This window comes from Chryseobacterium sp. AG363, assembly GCF_003610675.1.
Classification (GTDB): Bacteria; Bacteroidota; Bacteroidia; order Flavobacteriales; family Weeksellaceae; genus Chryseobacterium; species Chryseobacterium cucumeris.
In genome coordinates this window covers 242,533-257,545 of the sequence record NZ_RAQF01000006.1, presented here as the reverse complement: position 1 = coordinate 257,545, position 15,013 = coordinate 242,533, and the positions used below count along the sequence as shown (strand labels likewise).

16 protein-coding genes are annotated in these 15,013 nt (G+C 35.2%); 7 read left to right on the top strand and 9 right to left on the bottom strand.

The annotated features are described in order from the left end of the window. Nucleotides 1-402: 402 nt before the first annotated feature. On the bottom strand, nt 403-564 hold the full coding sequence (locus DEU39_RS24540) for a bacteriocin-like protein (protein WP_167348790.1): 162 nt from the start codon (nt 562-564) through the stop codon (nt 403-405). A gap of 224 nt (nt 565-788) precedes the next feature. Between DEU39_RS24540 and DEU39_RS21485 the strand changes: the two genes are divergently transcribed. Together DEU39_RS21485 and DEU39_RS24855 are read left to right on the top strand one after the other, a co-directional pair. Continuing rightward, nucleotides 789-1,058 carry a hypothetical protein gene (locus tag DEU39_RS21485; RefSeq protein ID WP_120233322.1) on the top strand — a complete coding sequence of 90 codons (270 nt, stop codon included), beginning with the start codon at nt 789-791 and terminating at the stop codon, nt 1,056-1,058. A 129-nt stretch (nt 1,059-1,187) separates the two neighbouring features. Next, nucleotides 1,188-1,376: a bacteriocin-like protein gene (locus DEU39_RS24855; protein WP_410493234.1), complete on the top strand. Its 189-nt coding sequence runs from the start codon at nt 1,188-1,190 to the stop codon at nt 1,374-1,376. A 44-nt stretch (nt 1,377-1,420) separates the two neighbouring features. Here the strand turns inward: DEU39_RS24855 and DEU39_RS21480 are convergent, their stop codons facing one another. Further along, a complete protein-coding gene (locus tag DEU39_RS21480; protein WP_062676114.1) occupies nt 1,421-2,371 on the bottom strand; it encodes an isopenicillin N synthase family dioxygenase in 951 nt (316 codons plus the stop codon). 84 nt (nt 2,372-2,455) lie between these two features. Here DEU39_RS21480 and menD point away from each other — a divergent pair, with 84 nt between their 5' ends. Further along, on the top strand, nt 2,456-4,126 hold the full coding sequence (gene menD, locus DEU39_RS21475) for a 2-succinyl-5-enolpyruvyl-6-hydroxy-3-cyclohexene-1-carboxylic-acid synthase (protein WP_120233321.1): 1,671 nt from the start codon (nt 2,456-2,458) through the stop codon (nt 4,124-4,126). A 2-nt stretch (nt 4,127-4,128) separates the two neighbouring features. On the opposite strand, the gene DEU39_RS21470 is transcribed toward menD, so the two are convergent. After that, the gene (locus DEU39_RS21470) at nt 4,129-4,755 is read right to left on the bottom strand and encodes an aminotransferase class IV (RefSeq protein WP_062676112.1); all 627 of its coding nucleotides are present in this window, start codon (nt 4,753-4,755) and stop codon (nt 4,129-4,131) included. Next, nucleotides 4,739-5,716: an aminodeoxychorismate synthase component I gene (locus DEU39_RS21465; RefSeq protein WP_120233320.1), complete on the bottom strand. Its 978-nt coding sequence runs from the start codon at nt 5,714-5,716 to the stop codon at nt 4,739-4,741. The genes DEU39_RS21470 and DEU39_RS21465 overlap by 17 nt, the downstream gene beginning before the upstream one ends. Before the next feature lie 45 nt (nt 5,717-5,761). On the opposite strand from DEU39_RS21465, the gene DEU39_RS21460 reads away from it, so the two are divergent. From DEU39_RS21460 to DEU39_RS21445, 4 genes are all read left to right on the top strand, one after another. After that, nucleotides 5,762-6,487, top strand: coding sequence for a hypothetical protein (locus DEU39_RS21460; protein WP_062676110.1), 726 nt, complete (start codon nt 5,762-5,764; stop codon nt 6,485-6,487). Between the two features lie 72 nt (nt 6,488-6,559). Further along, a complete protein-coding gene (locus DEU39_RS21455) occupies nt 6,560-7,288 on the top strand; it encodes a hypothetical protein (protein ID WP_062676109.1) in 729 nt (242 codons plus the stop codon). Nucleotides 7,289-7,302: 14 nt separating this feature from the next. Then, the gene (locus DEU39_RS21450; protein ID WP_120233319.1) at nt 7,303-8,382 is read left to right on the top strand and encodes an AI-2E family transporter; all 1,080 of its coding nucleotides are present in this window, start codon (nt 7,303-7,305) and stop codon (nt 8,380-8,382) included. 12 nt (nt 8,383-8,394) lie between these two features. Beyond that, nucleotides 8,395-8,631, top strand: coding sequence for a DUF3820 family protein (locus DEU39_RS21445; RefSeq protein ID WP_120233318.1), 237 nt, complete (start codon nt 8,395-8,397; stop codon nt 8,629-8,631). A gap of 162 nt (nt 8,632-8,793) precedes the next feature. Here DEU39_RS21445 and DEU39_RS21440 read toward each other — a convergent pair whose 3' ends face one another. The 5 genes from DEU39_RS21440 to DEU39_RS21420 all read right to left on the bottom strand — a co-directional run bounded on the left by DEU39_RS21440 (nt 8,794) and on the right by DEU39_RS21420 (nt 14,976). Further along, complete coding sequence (locus DEU39_RS21440) at nt 8,794-9,366, bottom strand: hypothetical protein (RefSeq protein ID WP_120233317.1); 573 nt, start codon at nt 9,364-9,366, stop codon at nt 8,794-8,796. Between the two features lie 18 nt (nt 9,367-9,384). Beyond that, entirely contained in the window at nt 9,385-10,725 is a 1,341-nt protein-coding gene (locus DEU39_RS21435; protein WP_120233316.1) for a hypothetical protein, read from the bottom strand. A gap of 296 nt (nt 10,726-11,021) precedes the next feature. Next, nucleotides 11,022-13,013 (bottom strand): excinuclease ABC subunit UvrB, encoded by a 1,992-nt coding sequence (uvrB, locus tag DEU39_RS21430; protein ID WP_120233315.1) that lies wholly within the window; start codon nt 13,011-13,013, stop codon nt 11,022-11,024. Nucleotides 13,014-13,189: 176 nt separating this feature from the next. Then, complete coding sequence (locus tag DEU39_RS21425) at nt 13,190-14,602, bottom strand: M56 family metallopeptidase (protein WP_120233314.1); 1,413 nt, start codon at nt 14,600-14,602, stop codon at nt 13,190-13,192. A 2-nt stretch (nt 14,603-14,604) separates the two neighbouring features. Further along, on the bottom strand, nt 14,605-14,976 hold the full coding sequence (locus DEU39_RS21420) for a BlaI/MecI/CopY family transcriptional regulator (RefSeq protein ID WP_120233313.1): 372 nt from the start codon (nt 14,974-14,976) through the stop codon (nt 14,605-14,607). Nucleotides 14,977-15,013 lie beyond the last annotated feature (37 nt).

The window sequence follows — 15,013 nt, the reverse complement described above, 5'->3', positions numbered from 1 at the left end:
TGTTTTTTATTCTTTATCCAACGATGGGTCTTTACCTTCAATACTATTTATTCTTCCCAGGCTGTCACTCCAAAGAAATCTAAATAAGGTTTTCTTTATTAAAATGCTTCGACTCCGCTCAGCATGACAATGCTAATACTAACTGCTAAAGAATCGTGGACATTATCCTGCCATCTTGCATCCTTACACTTGCAATTCTGAGATCTAATCGCTGTACCTCGTACCTCGGAAATTAGGAACTCGATCTTTTAAGGCCGTAAATCGCTTATTGTGATTGAAAGCTAGCTCATATATATAAACGAGATTTAATCCCTCAGAATTTACCTTATTTTAAGTCAAAAGAAATAAAAAAACCGCTTCTCTAAAGAAACGGTTCTTATGGGTTACATTTTGATTGTAATCTTACATATCATTGTTGGTATCCGGGCATTTGAAATCATCGCTGCAGGTTGCACAAACAATGGTTCCATTACAATAGTACATGCAGAAATCTGCTTCAGGAAGGGTGGCACCTCCTGAAATGTTTTTTAATTGGTCTTTTTTTAGTTTTTTTAGATTTTTCATATGGTTTTAATTGAAAATTTGTAAGTAAAGTAAAAATAGTTAAATTATTTTTAATTAATAATGTTTATTACATTAAAAATAAAAAATTAATATAACAAACAGCTTTGAGAGCTATATGATCAATGATTTGTATATAAACATTTGATTGCTAATAAAATAAATGCTATTTTTAAGGTAGCGTTATCCGAAAAGCTTACAGAGTAGGAAAAACTAAAACTATAACTATGAAAAAACTAAAAAAACTTTCAAGAGACGACAAGAGAAGTATTGTTGCGGGTGCCAATTTCCCAGCCTATTGCTTAGAAGGCGGTGGACCGGGAGAAGGCGGCTGTTCTGCAGGACAAATCTGTTCGGGGGGAAAATGTGTTCCTTACGAAAATCCTGGAGGTGGAGAAAATCCTGGAGGCAGTGGAGATACATATACCTGCATCTGTCCGTGGGGTACTTTTACACAATCGACTCCTTGCCCAGAATTTTATTGTATAACAGGATAGGACAAAATTGTATTATTAATTAACTCTTATTATAGTTGGAAAATTATTGATTTTATTCAGTAAATATTGCTAATTTACGCAAGCGTTATCCGAAAAGCTTTCAGAGTAGGAAAAACTAAAACAATAACTATGAAAAATTTAAAGAAAATTGTGAGAAAAGAATTGAAAAGTATTTCAGGAGGAATTGATAATTGTTACGATCTAAGGGATTCTCCTGATGATCCTTGTCAGGAACTTAATGATCAAAATAACGGTTGTTACAGAATGAATAGCTGCACAATGTTATGTACACGCGTTTCCTGTTTAACTGGGATGTAATATAGTAAAAACGGCTGCCTCTATTTGAGGAAGCCGTTTCTTTTTTATTTTTTAATCAACCCCAGTTCGATCAATCTTTCATGCAGGAATTCTCCGGCAGTAGTATCTTCGTATAGCTTTGGATTGTTTTCATCTACACAATTTTCAAGGGCATTTAAAGACATTGCACTGATAGGATGCATAAAGAAAGGAATTGAATATCTTGAAGTACTCCACATTTCTCTTGGTGGGTTTACCACTCTGTGAATGGTAGATTTCAATTTGTTGTTGGTATGTCTTGAAAGCATATCTCCAACATTGATCATCAATTCATCTGGTTCAGCAATGGCATCAATCCATTCTCCGTTGTGGTTTTGAACCTGAAGGCCTTTACCTTGTGCTCCCATTAGAAGAGTGATAAGATTGATGTCTCCATGAGCTGCTGCTCTTACCGCATCATCTGGCTCTTCAGTGATTGGCGGGTAGTGAATAGGTCTTAAAATAGAATTTCCTTCTGCGATTTTGTCATCAAAATAAAATTCATCTAAACCAAGGTGTAATGCTAAGGCTCTTAACACATACTGTCCTGTTTTCTCAAGCATTTGGAATGCTTCTTTACCAACTTCGTTGAATTTTGGAAGTTCATCAACGATTACATTGTCTGGATACTCACTTCTGTATTTTGAATCATCAGACAGATACTGTCCAAAATGCCAAAATTCTTTTAAGTCTCCTTTTTTGAAACCTTTAGCAGTTTCTTTACCGAATCCTACATAACCTCTCTGGCCACCAATTCCGGGAATCTCATACTTTTGTTTCGTTTCCACTGGTTGTTCAAAAAAGTTTTTCACCTCTCCATATAAATCTTCTACTAGGTTGTCATCAAGAAAGTGGCCTTTTAAGGCTACAAAACCAATTTCTTCATAAGCTTTTCCGATTTCATTTACAAATTTCTGTTTGCGTTCCGGGTTGCCCGAAAGGAAATCACGCAGGTCTACACTAGGTATTTTATCCATTTTTAGAAATTTACGAACAGCAAAATTACATTTTTTTTAATTTAAATGATTTTAAAATCATTATTTATAAGTTAAATTTGCTGTATGAAAAAATATTCTTCTAAGAGAAGTATCCAAATACTTGCACATCTTCTTCAGCAGTACGGAATTGCAGATATCGTAATTTCTCCGGGGTCAAGAAATGCTCCTTTGGCCATCCATTTTTCAGAGGTAGATCGTTTAAACTGCTACAGCATTGTAGACGAAAGAAGTGCAGCTTTCGTGGCAATGGGAATGGCAAAAAGTGAAAAGAAGCCTGTAGCGGTTACCTGTACCAGCGGATCAGCAGTAGTTAACTACTATCCCGCGGTTACTGAAGCTTTTTATCAGAATGTACCCCTTTTGATACTAACGGCAGACCGACCAACTGATTTTGTTGATATATTTGATGGGCAGACAATAAGACAGAAGGATGTTTTTCATCAGCATTCCTATGGCGACTTCCAGCTTTTGGAAGACAGCAAGGAGAATGCAGAAGATATTAATTTCGATATCATTAAAAAAGCTATTGAACTTTGCTTTGAGAAGCAAGGTCCGGTACACATTAATATTCCTCTGGAAGAACCTTTATATGAGCTGGTATCTGAGCTTCCCACTTTCCCAACTGTGGAAAAGACCATCAAACGTAAAGAGTATGAAATACCGTCCAATCTGATTGCAGAATGGCATACTTCGCAAAGAATTATGCTGTTGGTGGGAACAAGAGACTACAGCCCGGAACTGGAAAACCAGCTGACTCAGTTGGTGAAAAATCATTCTGTAGTGGTATTGAGTGAAGCTAATTCAAATCTGCACCATGAGAAGTTCTTCAAACATATAGACCGTTATATTTTCAATTTTACCGAAGAGGATTATAAAACATATGCTCCTGACCTGTTGATTACAGTAGGACAGAATGTGGTTTCCAAAAAAGTAAAGCAATTTCTGAGAAGTGCCCGCCCAAAACAGCACTGGCATCTTGATGAAGTATGGCAGCCTGATACTTATTTCTCACTGACAGAAAAGATAGAGGTGAAGCCGGAAGTTTTCTTTTCAAAACTGCTGAAATTTATCAATCTGGAACCTAGACCTTATTTTAATCTTTGGGACGTTTTAAGAGATAAAAAAGATGCTAAACACGAGCAATTTTTAAATACAATTGATTTCTCTGATTTTTATTTCTTCAATAAAGCATCACAGACAATTCCTGAAAACTATAACATTCACTTTAGTAATTCATCTGGGATCAGATATGCCCAGCTGTTTGATTTCGGAAAGAGAAAGATCTATTGTAACCGAGGAACAAGCGGTATTGATGGATCTACTTCTACAGCAATGGGATTTGCCATCAAAAATGAAAACCCAACTTTATTGATCACAGGAGATCTTAGTTTCTTCTATGATATTAATGGTCTTTGGAACCAATATATTCCACCGTTTGTAAGAATTATGATCTTCAATAATGGTGAAGGTAATATCTTTAAAATCATTCCGGGACCTGGAAATGCCAACCCGAATACATTAGACGAATTTATTGCTACAAAACACCGCAAGAACGCTGAATCCCTGGCGAAGCATTTCGGATTCTCCTATATCAGAGTAGAGGATGAGCTTACGTTGGACAGAGTGCTTGAGAATTTCTTCAAACCTGATGCACAGCCAAAAATCCTGGAAGTAAATACTCACGGGAAGAATAGTGCAGATGTACTGAAGTCGTATTTTGAGTTTATGAAATAGATTTAAAGATCAAGATATTCTTCACTCCCTGGCAGATTGATAATTCTGTCAATAGGATAGATAAACATATCATCGAAATCATTCAACGCATTAATGATCTGGAAATGGGTGAATTGCTTTATGTTCTGTAAAGTAATCTCCGTTTCTTTGATCTTTTTTTGCTTTAAAAGATGCTGTCTTTGTACTCCGTTCAACAGATAAGTCGAAGGCGTAAACCAATCTTTTCCTTTCAAAAACAAAAGGTTAGAGAAAGATGTATCGGTGATATGATTGTTTTTAACAATGATAATTTCTTCAGCTTTCGCCTTAGCTTTCATTTTATCCAGTTCTTTACGATCCTCGAATTTGAAAGAATAGTCGAAACTGTTATTTTCTACCAGTTTGAAATCCTGTATTTCCGGGATTGCGTATGGAATCATCTGTGTCCTGATTCTTTTATCGAGATCATAGGCAATTCTCAGTTTGAAAAGACCATCCTCATCATGTTGCAGGTTTTTATAGATTTTGGCCAGATCAATAGAGTCTTCCTTCCCGAAATGGGAAAATGTCTGATTGACACGTTTCTGATGTAGATCCAATAGAAAAACCTCCTGATCTTCTACTTTAATGCTTTCAATGAATTGGGACATAGATTTTATTTTTCATTTCCTGATACTCGTCTTCTAATTTACTCATGTGCGTTATACCGCCTCCGCTTTTGAAATAAAGTTGGTCTTCTTCTTTTTCTATAAAGCGTATCATTACACAACTGTCTACATTTTGGCCGTCAAACCAGCCACAAACTCCCGTATAATATCCTCTGTCATATCCTTCCGCATCCAGAATTATTTCCAGTGTTTTAGGTTTGGGAGCTCCTAAAATAGAGCCGGCAGGAAGAAGTTTCTGCATAATACTTCCTACTTTTCCTTCATATTCAGGTTTTATCATTCCTGAAATTTCAGAACTCATTGCATATAGATCCTTTTGCTGGGTTTTGATAAAGTCAATATGCTGGAACTGGTCCACCTTTACTTCATCAGCGACCATACTCAGATCATTGCGGAGAAGATCTACTACGGTGTAATGTTCTGCCTTCTCCTTTCTGTCATTCTTCAGAATTTCTGCTGCATTTTCAATAGCTGCGTCAATTGTTCCTTTCATAGGATAGGTGAAAATTTTTCCATCAATGATCTTCACAAAAGTTTCAGGAGAAAAAAATACAAAAAAATCTTTATAAAAAACTTTGTACTTTGCATTTGAGTGGTAAAAAATTTCTTCTAAGGTTAAATTGGTCTCAATTCGTGTTTTTCTAGTATAATTTACTAGGTAAGAGTTTCCCAAACGAATATTTTCCTGAACTTTATTAAAGCCGGCCTGAAAGCTATCCAATGTTTCAGGAAAAGACTTCCATATTACTTTTTTGTCCAGTTTATGTGTCTCCTTTGTGTTTGAAAAGTCTTGAAAATCAATAATTAAACCTTCTTTTTCAATTTCATGCTCCTGATAGATTTCAACATTCTCCGAGAGAAAGTCTATGACGAAAAAATAGGGAACCTTCTGAAGAGAAAGTTCGTCCATTTCCATAAATTTTTGATGATTCACTGAAAACATTCTGCAAAAGTACTTATTGATGTTTACTTTTGCATAAATTTTTTTATGATGCAGAATAAATATCCTCAGAAACCGGGAATAGATTTTATATTGAAGCAGGCTTTTTTTTATTGGAATAAAACACTCGTTTTTCAGTTGATGTTTTCCATTGTCTTTTTTGGAATCTTGCTTACAGGAGTGATGCTTTTCGGAGAGAAGTATGATATTTTTTCTTATAATAAAGAATTGCAGGAAGCCTTTATGCAGGGCACTCAGGTTTATCTGAAGAAAATGGAGCAAATAACAGCTACTGAAAATTATCAGATGTTTACATTGGCAATCTGGGCAACCACGGCATTTCTGTATCCTTTAAATCTTGGAATGTTCCAGATCTTCCGTAAGATGGATCTTAAAGAGAATATTGTAATAGGAGATCTTTTTGCAGGGTACAACGGGCTTAATTTTTTTAAGTATGTAGGCTATTTTCTTTTCTGGTTCTTTATTTACAAATTTACCATTCCTACTGTTGTATTGGCTATAATTTGGGTTGCTGTAACCATTTTTGTTGCTCCATTGATGTTCTTTACCAATAAAAGAATTTTTGAAGCCATTTCCTTAAATTTTAAAGCGCTTAAAATGTATTTCGTTGAAATCATGGTGTGTGTGATCGTTGCTTTTCTATTTAAGTACTTAGGTTTTGCTTTGTTTCTGATAGGTGGACTTTTCACTTTTCCTTTTTGGAATGCGATGATTTATTCACTTTATAAAACAGTCTTTTCGGAGAAAAGTTAAAATTCATTCGTGTTTAATGGGATTTTTTACTAAAAAAAAGTAAATTTGGTAAAATCATTAAATATTTAAACTATGTCTGAATTTAACGAATTTGATCAGCAAGGCTCTGTACCCAACAGAGAAACGGGATCAATTATTTCTCATGCTTTTGAAATGTACAAAGGCGTTTTCGGTTACGGAATTGTAGCTATGATCATCTATCTGATCGGAGGTTCTGTTATTCAAATGCTTACAGGATTTGATTCTGCTTCTATGGTAGAAGAAATGAAATCTTCAGGAGGCGATTTTAATTATTGGAGTGCACCGGGACTTCCTTTATATATGGGAGCTTCCAGTCTTTTTGGCCTTTTATTATCTCCTTTGTATGTAGGATTGATCTATATGGTGAATAAATACAATACCAAAAACCCTATTGAGTTTTCCGACCTTTTTATCGGATACCGCCAGAATTTTGTAAACATTTTGATTTATAGTCTTCTTGCCTGGATTATTTCCTCGATAGCTCTGGCTTTGTGCGTTTTGCCTATCATTTTTGTATATCCTTTCCTTTTAATAGGATATCCGATTCTGTTATTTGAAAATGCTTCAGCTACAGAAGCTTTATCAAAGTCGTTCAACATTGCTAAAGAGAACTATGGAACTTTCTTATTGACAGGGTTTTTAGGGTTTTTGATTTCTATTGCAGGGGTTATTCTTTGCGGAATAGGGGTTATCCTGACAGCTCCGTTTATTATGATTGTAATGTACTCAACCTATTGTGCTTTCTTAGGAAAACCAAGACAAATTATGTTCAGCAAATAAAAATATAAAAATACATGATGAATAAGGACAAACAAATAAGCAGTGTTGCGATAAAGCAGATATCATTGCTGGCCATCATTCTGGTATTGGCTGGATTGATCTGTTTTAATCTGGCATTGTTTATTCCGTCGGTGTTGGGAGCAATTACCATTTATGTAGTCTGCAGAAAATACAATTTTTATCTGCAGGAAGAAAAAAAATGGAAACCGTCACTGGCAGCCTTTGCATTGATGTTTGCGAGTCTTATTGTTCTTATTCTTCCGATTTATTTTATTGCCGATCTCATTATTGATAAACTGGGGAATGCACAGGCTTATATGGCCAAATTCAATGTTTTTCTGGACAAAATACATTCTTATATCTTCTCAAAAACAGGGTTTGATATTCTGAGCAAAGAAAATATGGCCAAGCTGAAAGATAATGTAGGGAAATTTTCTACTTCTGCAGTCAGTGGGACATTCAATACCCTTACCGTAGTAATGTCTATGTATTTTATTCTCTATTTTATGCTGGAAAGACCGAGACTCTTTGAAAAGATCCTTACTTCTTCCGCCCCGCTGAAGAGAGCAAACATCTCCCTGATCGGCGATAAAATGAGAAAATTAATTATGGCCAATGCAATAGGAATTCCTGTTGTTGCAGTAGGACAAGGAATTGTTGCTCTTATTGGTTATCTGATTTTCGGTGCGCCGGGAGCCATTCTGCTTTTTGCTTTAACAGCTGCTGCATCAGTAATACCGGTTGTTGGAACTGCTATTGTATATGTGCCGGTGTGTATTTTTATGATTGCTGAAGGAAATACAGGACAAGGTATAGGTTTAGCCATCTACTGTCTTGTAGTAGTAGGTCTTACCGATAATCTTCTTCGTTTTACCCTTTTAAAGAAACTGGAAAATATTCACCCATTGAATACTGTATTCGGAATCATCATGGGAATGAATCTTTTTGGCTTCATGGGACTGATTTTCGGGCCTATTCTGATCTCACTAACCCTTCTGCTGGTTCAGGTATACAGAAATGAATTTTCGGATGAAGAAACCCCTCCTGATCTTGAATTACCCGGTCAGGATGATATTAAAGAAAAATTAATCTAATTAGATAAAAACGTGGAAGGACTTAATCCCGAAATATTAAAAGAAATCTGTGTAATGAAAATGCCTTTCGGTAAATATGAAGGAACGGTTCTGGTGGATCTTCCCATCAGCTATCTGGAATGGTTTAATAAAAACGGAATGCCAAAAGGAAAACTGGGAATGCAGCTGTCAACGGTTTATGAGATCAAATTAAACGGTTTGATGGATCTTTTGACTCCTATCCGGGCAGTAGTGAGAAACGGATTGTAAAAACTAAAATATATCAATCTCAGCGGTATCGAAGATAGAACGACATATATGTCTAATTGAATTTGGAATAATTTTTTAGAATTAACTATAAAATGAAAATGATTGGCTTTACCGGAGATAGGTAAAGCCAATCATTTTTTTAATTAAGAATTTTGAGTGTAATTACTGTTTCGTAAAAATCAAATCTTTTGTTTCAGGAAGGTAAATATTAATATCTGTTCCAGGAGGGCACTTGCTGTCATCGAGAATAATATCATTAGGTTTATATTCCCATGAGATTTGAGTAGAACTGATTTTTTTTAGAATTATTTTACCCCATCCGACACCACAATTAGTTCCGCTATAGCTCATTATAACAGAATTTTGATAGGGTTTTGTGCCAATACTATACAATTCGATATTTGGAATATTATTATTTTTTGTATCCTGTAAAATTGTACCTGTTGAGTTTTTAACAATGTATTTTATTACTAGAGCATCTCTATAAAAATTTTTTTGTAGTCTTTTTGTCAGTTTATCTTCTTCTTTAGTGATATATATGGTGATTTCTTTTCCCTGAAAATTAGCTCTATAAATTCCAATATATGGAGTAAGTTCATTATTAGTATCTTTTACATGAGCATTGAGAGGAATATCAGTCATACTTGTATTCAACGGTAGTATTTGTGCTTTACAAGATAAAAGGCTTATAAAAAGACTAAAAAGTATTGTGGCTTTGATATTTATTGTTTTCATATTCTATTATTGATTTTATTATGAACAAGTTGTTGAAATTGGTTGGTTACTGCTGTTTAGTTCTATGATTTTAACTGTACCATCGCTTTCTATTCTTTGAAGATTTACTTTTCCTGCCAAGCCCATATTCTTTAATGTTTCAAAAAAAAGTTTTTCTACTCCTAGATGATTAATTGAGCCGTCACCATTCATGTAAGTCATTCCATTTTTTGCTTCATCTGTTAAATTAGACTCCAATTCTATATAATCAGTCTTATAATTATTTATGTCCTCCTGAGAAAAAGTTTTTACAGCATCTTGATAAGTTCCATTAAACCAAATAACATAATGCATACCATTTGGAGCAACCATTCCAACATATGCATTATTTACATTTGCAGGATTGGAAGTTGGTTGTGCTCTTGCAAAGCCTAAAAGCTGGTCAATATCATTTGGCGATAACATCGGTATTCCTGTTGGGGTATGGTTGTGATACCCTCCTGCATACCCTGTTTTATCCTTGAAATTTACACTGTGTGCCAGGCCAGAAATTGTTTCAGAAGGTGTTCCGTCTACTTTAAATTTTACTCCTTTTTCACCACCTAAAGTAGATTGTGCTTTAAGCTCATCAATTTTTGCTTTGACTGTAGCATTGGTTATTATACCAGTAGTCTTTTCACAAGGATTCTTCGGATCCTGAGGGTTTTGTGTTTGACTTCCACCAGCTCCCCCGTAGGTCTCAGATCCGCCACTCATTCCACCACCATTGCTTCCGTAATCTACATAAGGCTGGTAATAATGATTAACAGGTCCGGTAATATCTCCATAAACAGTAATTATGATGGGTAGTATATCCTCTGTTTGCTCAGGCTGTCCACCTCTTGATACTATCGAAGATGAATTATAAACGTTTTGAAAATTTGTAATTATACTCTGTACTTCAGGTGAATTATTTTTCAAAACTATAAAATTAACCCAATCTCTTTTGGGATTGACCAATCCTACCAATACTGCATTAACTGAGCCGTCTTTTATGATAGGGTAGGCAATTCCTTTTGTTGTTTCTCCGTAAGTAATACTTCTAAGATTAAAATAGATTTCTCCTACATCATCATTAAACCTTTTAGAGTAAGACGGATTATTCTTCATAAATGTTTGAATAATTTCTTTAAAAGGTTCATGATAGCTGATGTATTCAGAGCTACCTTTTTGTGATTTTTTTTGCGAAGCCAGATTGTTCTCAAACCTACTAAATGCTTCGATTTTTTCTCTTTCAGTTCTTTTTTCTTCTTGAGTAACTTCATCAGTTCTACACGAATTGAAAAAAAACAAAGATACTGTTACTAATAGCAGCAATCGCAAGATAAATTTTTTGTTCATCGATTTGTTATAATTTTTAAGTCGGCAAATATATAATATTTTTCATTTGGCAGCATATCGTTTTTCCCTGTATTTTGAAATATTTTCCCGCCAATTTATATATGTGGAACGACAAAATGTGTCATATTATTAGTTTTCAATCTCGTATTAAATAAAATTAAGCGGATTGATGGATCTTTTGATTCCCATCAGGGCAGCAGTAAGGAATGGATTGTAAAAATTAGAATATACCCATTTTAGTATATAATTTCGGCGGCATCGAAGATGCCGCCGAAATTATTTTATCATTAATCCTTTTAAGCTTTCAAAGCTGAAATTTCATCTCTCAGCTTGGCTGCTTTTATAAAGTCAAGATTTTTTGCTGCAGATTCCATTTCTTTCTGTTTCTGAGCAATCATTTTCTCAATATCTTCACTGGCATAAGTCGCTTTTGTTTCCGCAACTTTCTGAAGGATTTCTTTTTGCGTATATTTTTCATCCGGGAAGTCTTTGCTTCTTCCTACGAGATTTTCGGATATCTTTTTATTTAAGGCTTTGGGCTTCAGACCGTGATCTTCATTGTACTGCATTTGCTTGGCACGGCGGTATTCGGTTTCATCCAGAGTAGCCTGCATGGATTTTGTGATTTTGTCTGCATACATGATTGCCTTTCCGTTCACGTTTCTTGCGGCACGGCCCACAGTTTGGATCATTGATCTTCTGCTTCTAAGCATTCCTTCTTTATCAGCATCCAGAATGGCAACCAGAGAAACTTCAGGTAAATCCAGACCTTCTCTCAATAAATTAACCCCAATCAGTACATCAAAAAGTCCTAAACGAAGATCCTGCATGATCTGAATACGTTCCAGGGTCTCTACATCTGAGTGAATATATCTCGTTCTGATTCCGAACTTGGTAAAGTATTTCGTAAGTTCCTCTGCCATTTTCTTGGTTAAAGTAGTTACCAGTACTCTTTCATCCGCATCAGCTCTTTTCTGGATTTCTTCCATCAGATCATCAATCTGGTTCAGTGAAGGTCTTACTTCAATAATCGGATCAAGAAGCCCGGTAGGACGGATGATTTGTTCAATATAAGCACCTCCCGTTTTTTCAAGTTCATAATCTGCAGGCGTTGCAGAAACATAAATAACCTGATTCTGAATAGCTTCAAATTCTTCAAACTTTAAAGGTCTGTTGTCCATCGCTGCAGGAAGTCTGAAACCGTACTCCACTAACGCCTCTTTTCTGCTTCGGTCTCCCCCATACATGGCATGAACTTGCGGAACAGTTACGTGGCTTTCATCAATGACCATTAAAAAGTCTTTAGGGAAATAGTCAATCAGACAGAAAGGTCTTGTTCCCGGAAGACGGCCATCCAGATACCTGGAGTAGTTCTCAATCCCTGAGCAATAGCCCAGTTCTTTAATCATTTCAAGATCCAGTTCAGTTCTTTCCTGAAGTCGTTTTGCTTCTAATGGCTTCCCAACGGAGCTAAAGAAATCCACCTGTTTTACCATGTCGTCCTGAATATCTTTAATGGCGCCATTTAAGGTTTCCTTCGATGTTACAAAAAGATTGGCAGGATAAATCTGTATCTGATCAAAATTATCCTCTACATTTCCAGTAACAGGGTCGAAACTTTGAATCTTTTCAATTTCATCTCCAAAAAATTGAATTCTGATCGCATTATCAGTGTAGGCAGGGAAGACATCGATTACGTCACCTTTTACACGAAATGTTCCTCTCTGGAATTCATTCAGTGTTCTGGCATACAGTGCATTAACTAGTGAATGGAGAAGTGCTGTTCTTGTCACTTTCTCACCAATAGCGATAGAAATCAAAGATTTATGAAATTCGGTAGGATTCCCGATACCATAAATACATGAAACAGAAGCCACAATCAAAACGTCTCTCCTTCCCGAAAGAAGGCTGGCAGTTGCAGAAAGACGTAGTTTTTCTACCTCTTCATTGATACTCAGGTCTTTTTCAATATAAGTTCCTGTTGTGGCAATATAAGCCTCAGGCTGGTAATAATCATAGTAGCTTACAAAGTATTCCACTGCGTTTTCGGGGAAAAACTCTTTAAACTCCATGAAGAGCTGTGCAGCAAGCGTTTTATTGTGTGCCAGTACCAGAGTTGGACGTTGTACTTTTTGTATCACATTCGCAACAGTAAAGGTTTTTCCGGAACCTGTTACCCCTAAAAGCGTTTGATATTTCTCACCGATCTCTATTCCTTCAGTAAGTTTTTCAATAGCTTGAGGCTGGTCTCCGGTAGGTTTATATTCTGATTGAAGCTTAAAATCCATAGAAAAGAATGTATACAACAAAAATACGAAAGAAATTATTAGGCTGTATAATGTTTTGAAGGTGAATATTTTGATAATATAATTTTAACTTATCATCCTTGATTTTTGATTTTTTGAAGTTGTCTGATTACGAAAAATTGAAAAAATAAAAAAGCGCTGAAAAAAGCGCTTTATTGTTATGGTCGTGTAAAAGTCATTGTTGCCGGAACTTTCAATACTGAAGCAATGGTTTTTCCATCTTTCATTGCAGGTATCCATACTGTTTCATTACTGATTTCAGTGACTGTTTTTAAAAGTTCCCGGTTCAGAATTTCATTTTCTCCCGAAGTAGTTACCAGAGTTGTCTTTCCTGCTTCATTGATATGAATATACGCGGTAGAGGTTATAGGGCTGCTATAGTCTCCTAACTTACTCACATCTACGCTTCTGCTTATTTTGATTTTTAAGTCTTTAGGCCCTCCGGGATATTGTGCTGGAAATTCGTTCGTATTCTGTTGGGTATTGACCGATGAATTTGTGTTTTTACTTTCGCGTGTTTTATCTACTTTCGGAATTATTGTATCCGGAACTTTTTTCAATTCTTCTTTTTGGGAATCTATTATACCAAATGACTTTCCTTCTTCCTTGGTTTTTTCAAAATAGTCCTGACTTTTTAAATCTGTTTGTTTTGATTCCTTGTGTACAATTTGATCCGGGATCTCTGCTATTCTTTCAGAAAGAAAAACATGAGTGGAATTTCCTGCATATGTTCTTTCAGAGAATAAGACAGCTGCAGTAATTAAAACGGTGATTCCTGCTGTTTTCTTTAGCAGACTAAATTTTGATTTTTTTGTTTTCATCATAATAAATCTTTTTTTGGTGTTATTAAAATTAAATGAATGAGTCAAAGGAGGATTTTGATGGTTCAGAATTTCTTCAAGAATAAGATTCTGATAATCTTTGATGTTGCAATTGCTTTTCACGACAGCTTCGTCTGCCAGGAATTCATGATTTGTGATCATCGCTTTCTTATAAAGGAAAAGAACAGGGTTGAACCATGTAAAGACTTTTAAAGTATTCAAAATTAATAGGTCAAGGCTGTGATTTTGTTCAATATGAGTTCTTTCGTGAATGAAAATTCTTTGATCTATTGTATCGTTTTTCATATAGTTTTCGCCCATATACATTGTATTCCAAAAACTGAAAGGGGAAAGATTTTCTTTTGTCAATAATATAGTATGGCTTTGGTAAATATGTCTCTTTCCGGATATTTTTTTGAGCTTCACAAGGGAAATAAAGCTTTTTATCAACAGAAATAGGGTGATGAAAATATAAATTTCCCATACCAAATTCATCCAGTTAAAACTTTCCTGCTTTTGAGGGATAAAAACCAGTTGTTGTGCCGTTTCTTCTATGATCATTTGCGGCATTTTCTCAGTGCTGTGATTGGGAAGAGTAATGGTAACAAAAGGAATTATATAAGAAAGTACTAACGAACTTAATAAATAAAGCCTGTTGAATCTGAGCATTTTTTCTTTTTCCAGAAACAGATAATAAACAGCAATGAAAATAGAAGAACACAGAATTATTTTCAGAATAATAGCAGTCATATTTATTCTTTAATTTGTTCATCAATAATATCACGAAATTCTTTCAGTTCCTTTTGGCTAAGTTTGGCATTGGAAGTAAAAAATGATGCAAACTGCGTTACAGAGCTGTTAAAAAAGCGGTCAATCATGGAAGTCATTTCTTCCTTAAAATATTCCCCTTTTTCTACTTTTGGAAAGTATTCGCGGGAATTTCCATAAAGTTTATAGCCTATCAGTTCTTTGTTTTGCATTCTTTTAAGTAAGGTTGCAATAGTTGTTGGTGCTGGCTTTGGATCCGGATAGGCTTCCAGTATGTCCTTCATGAAAACAGTTTTCTTTTCCCAAAGAATTTCCATAAGGCTTTTTTCAGAATCAGTTAGTTTAATCTCTTTCATTCTACAAGTTTGTAATTTATTCTACAAATGTAGAATA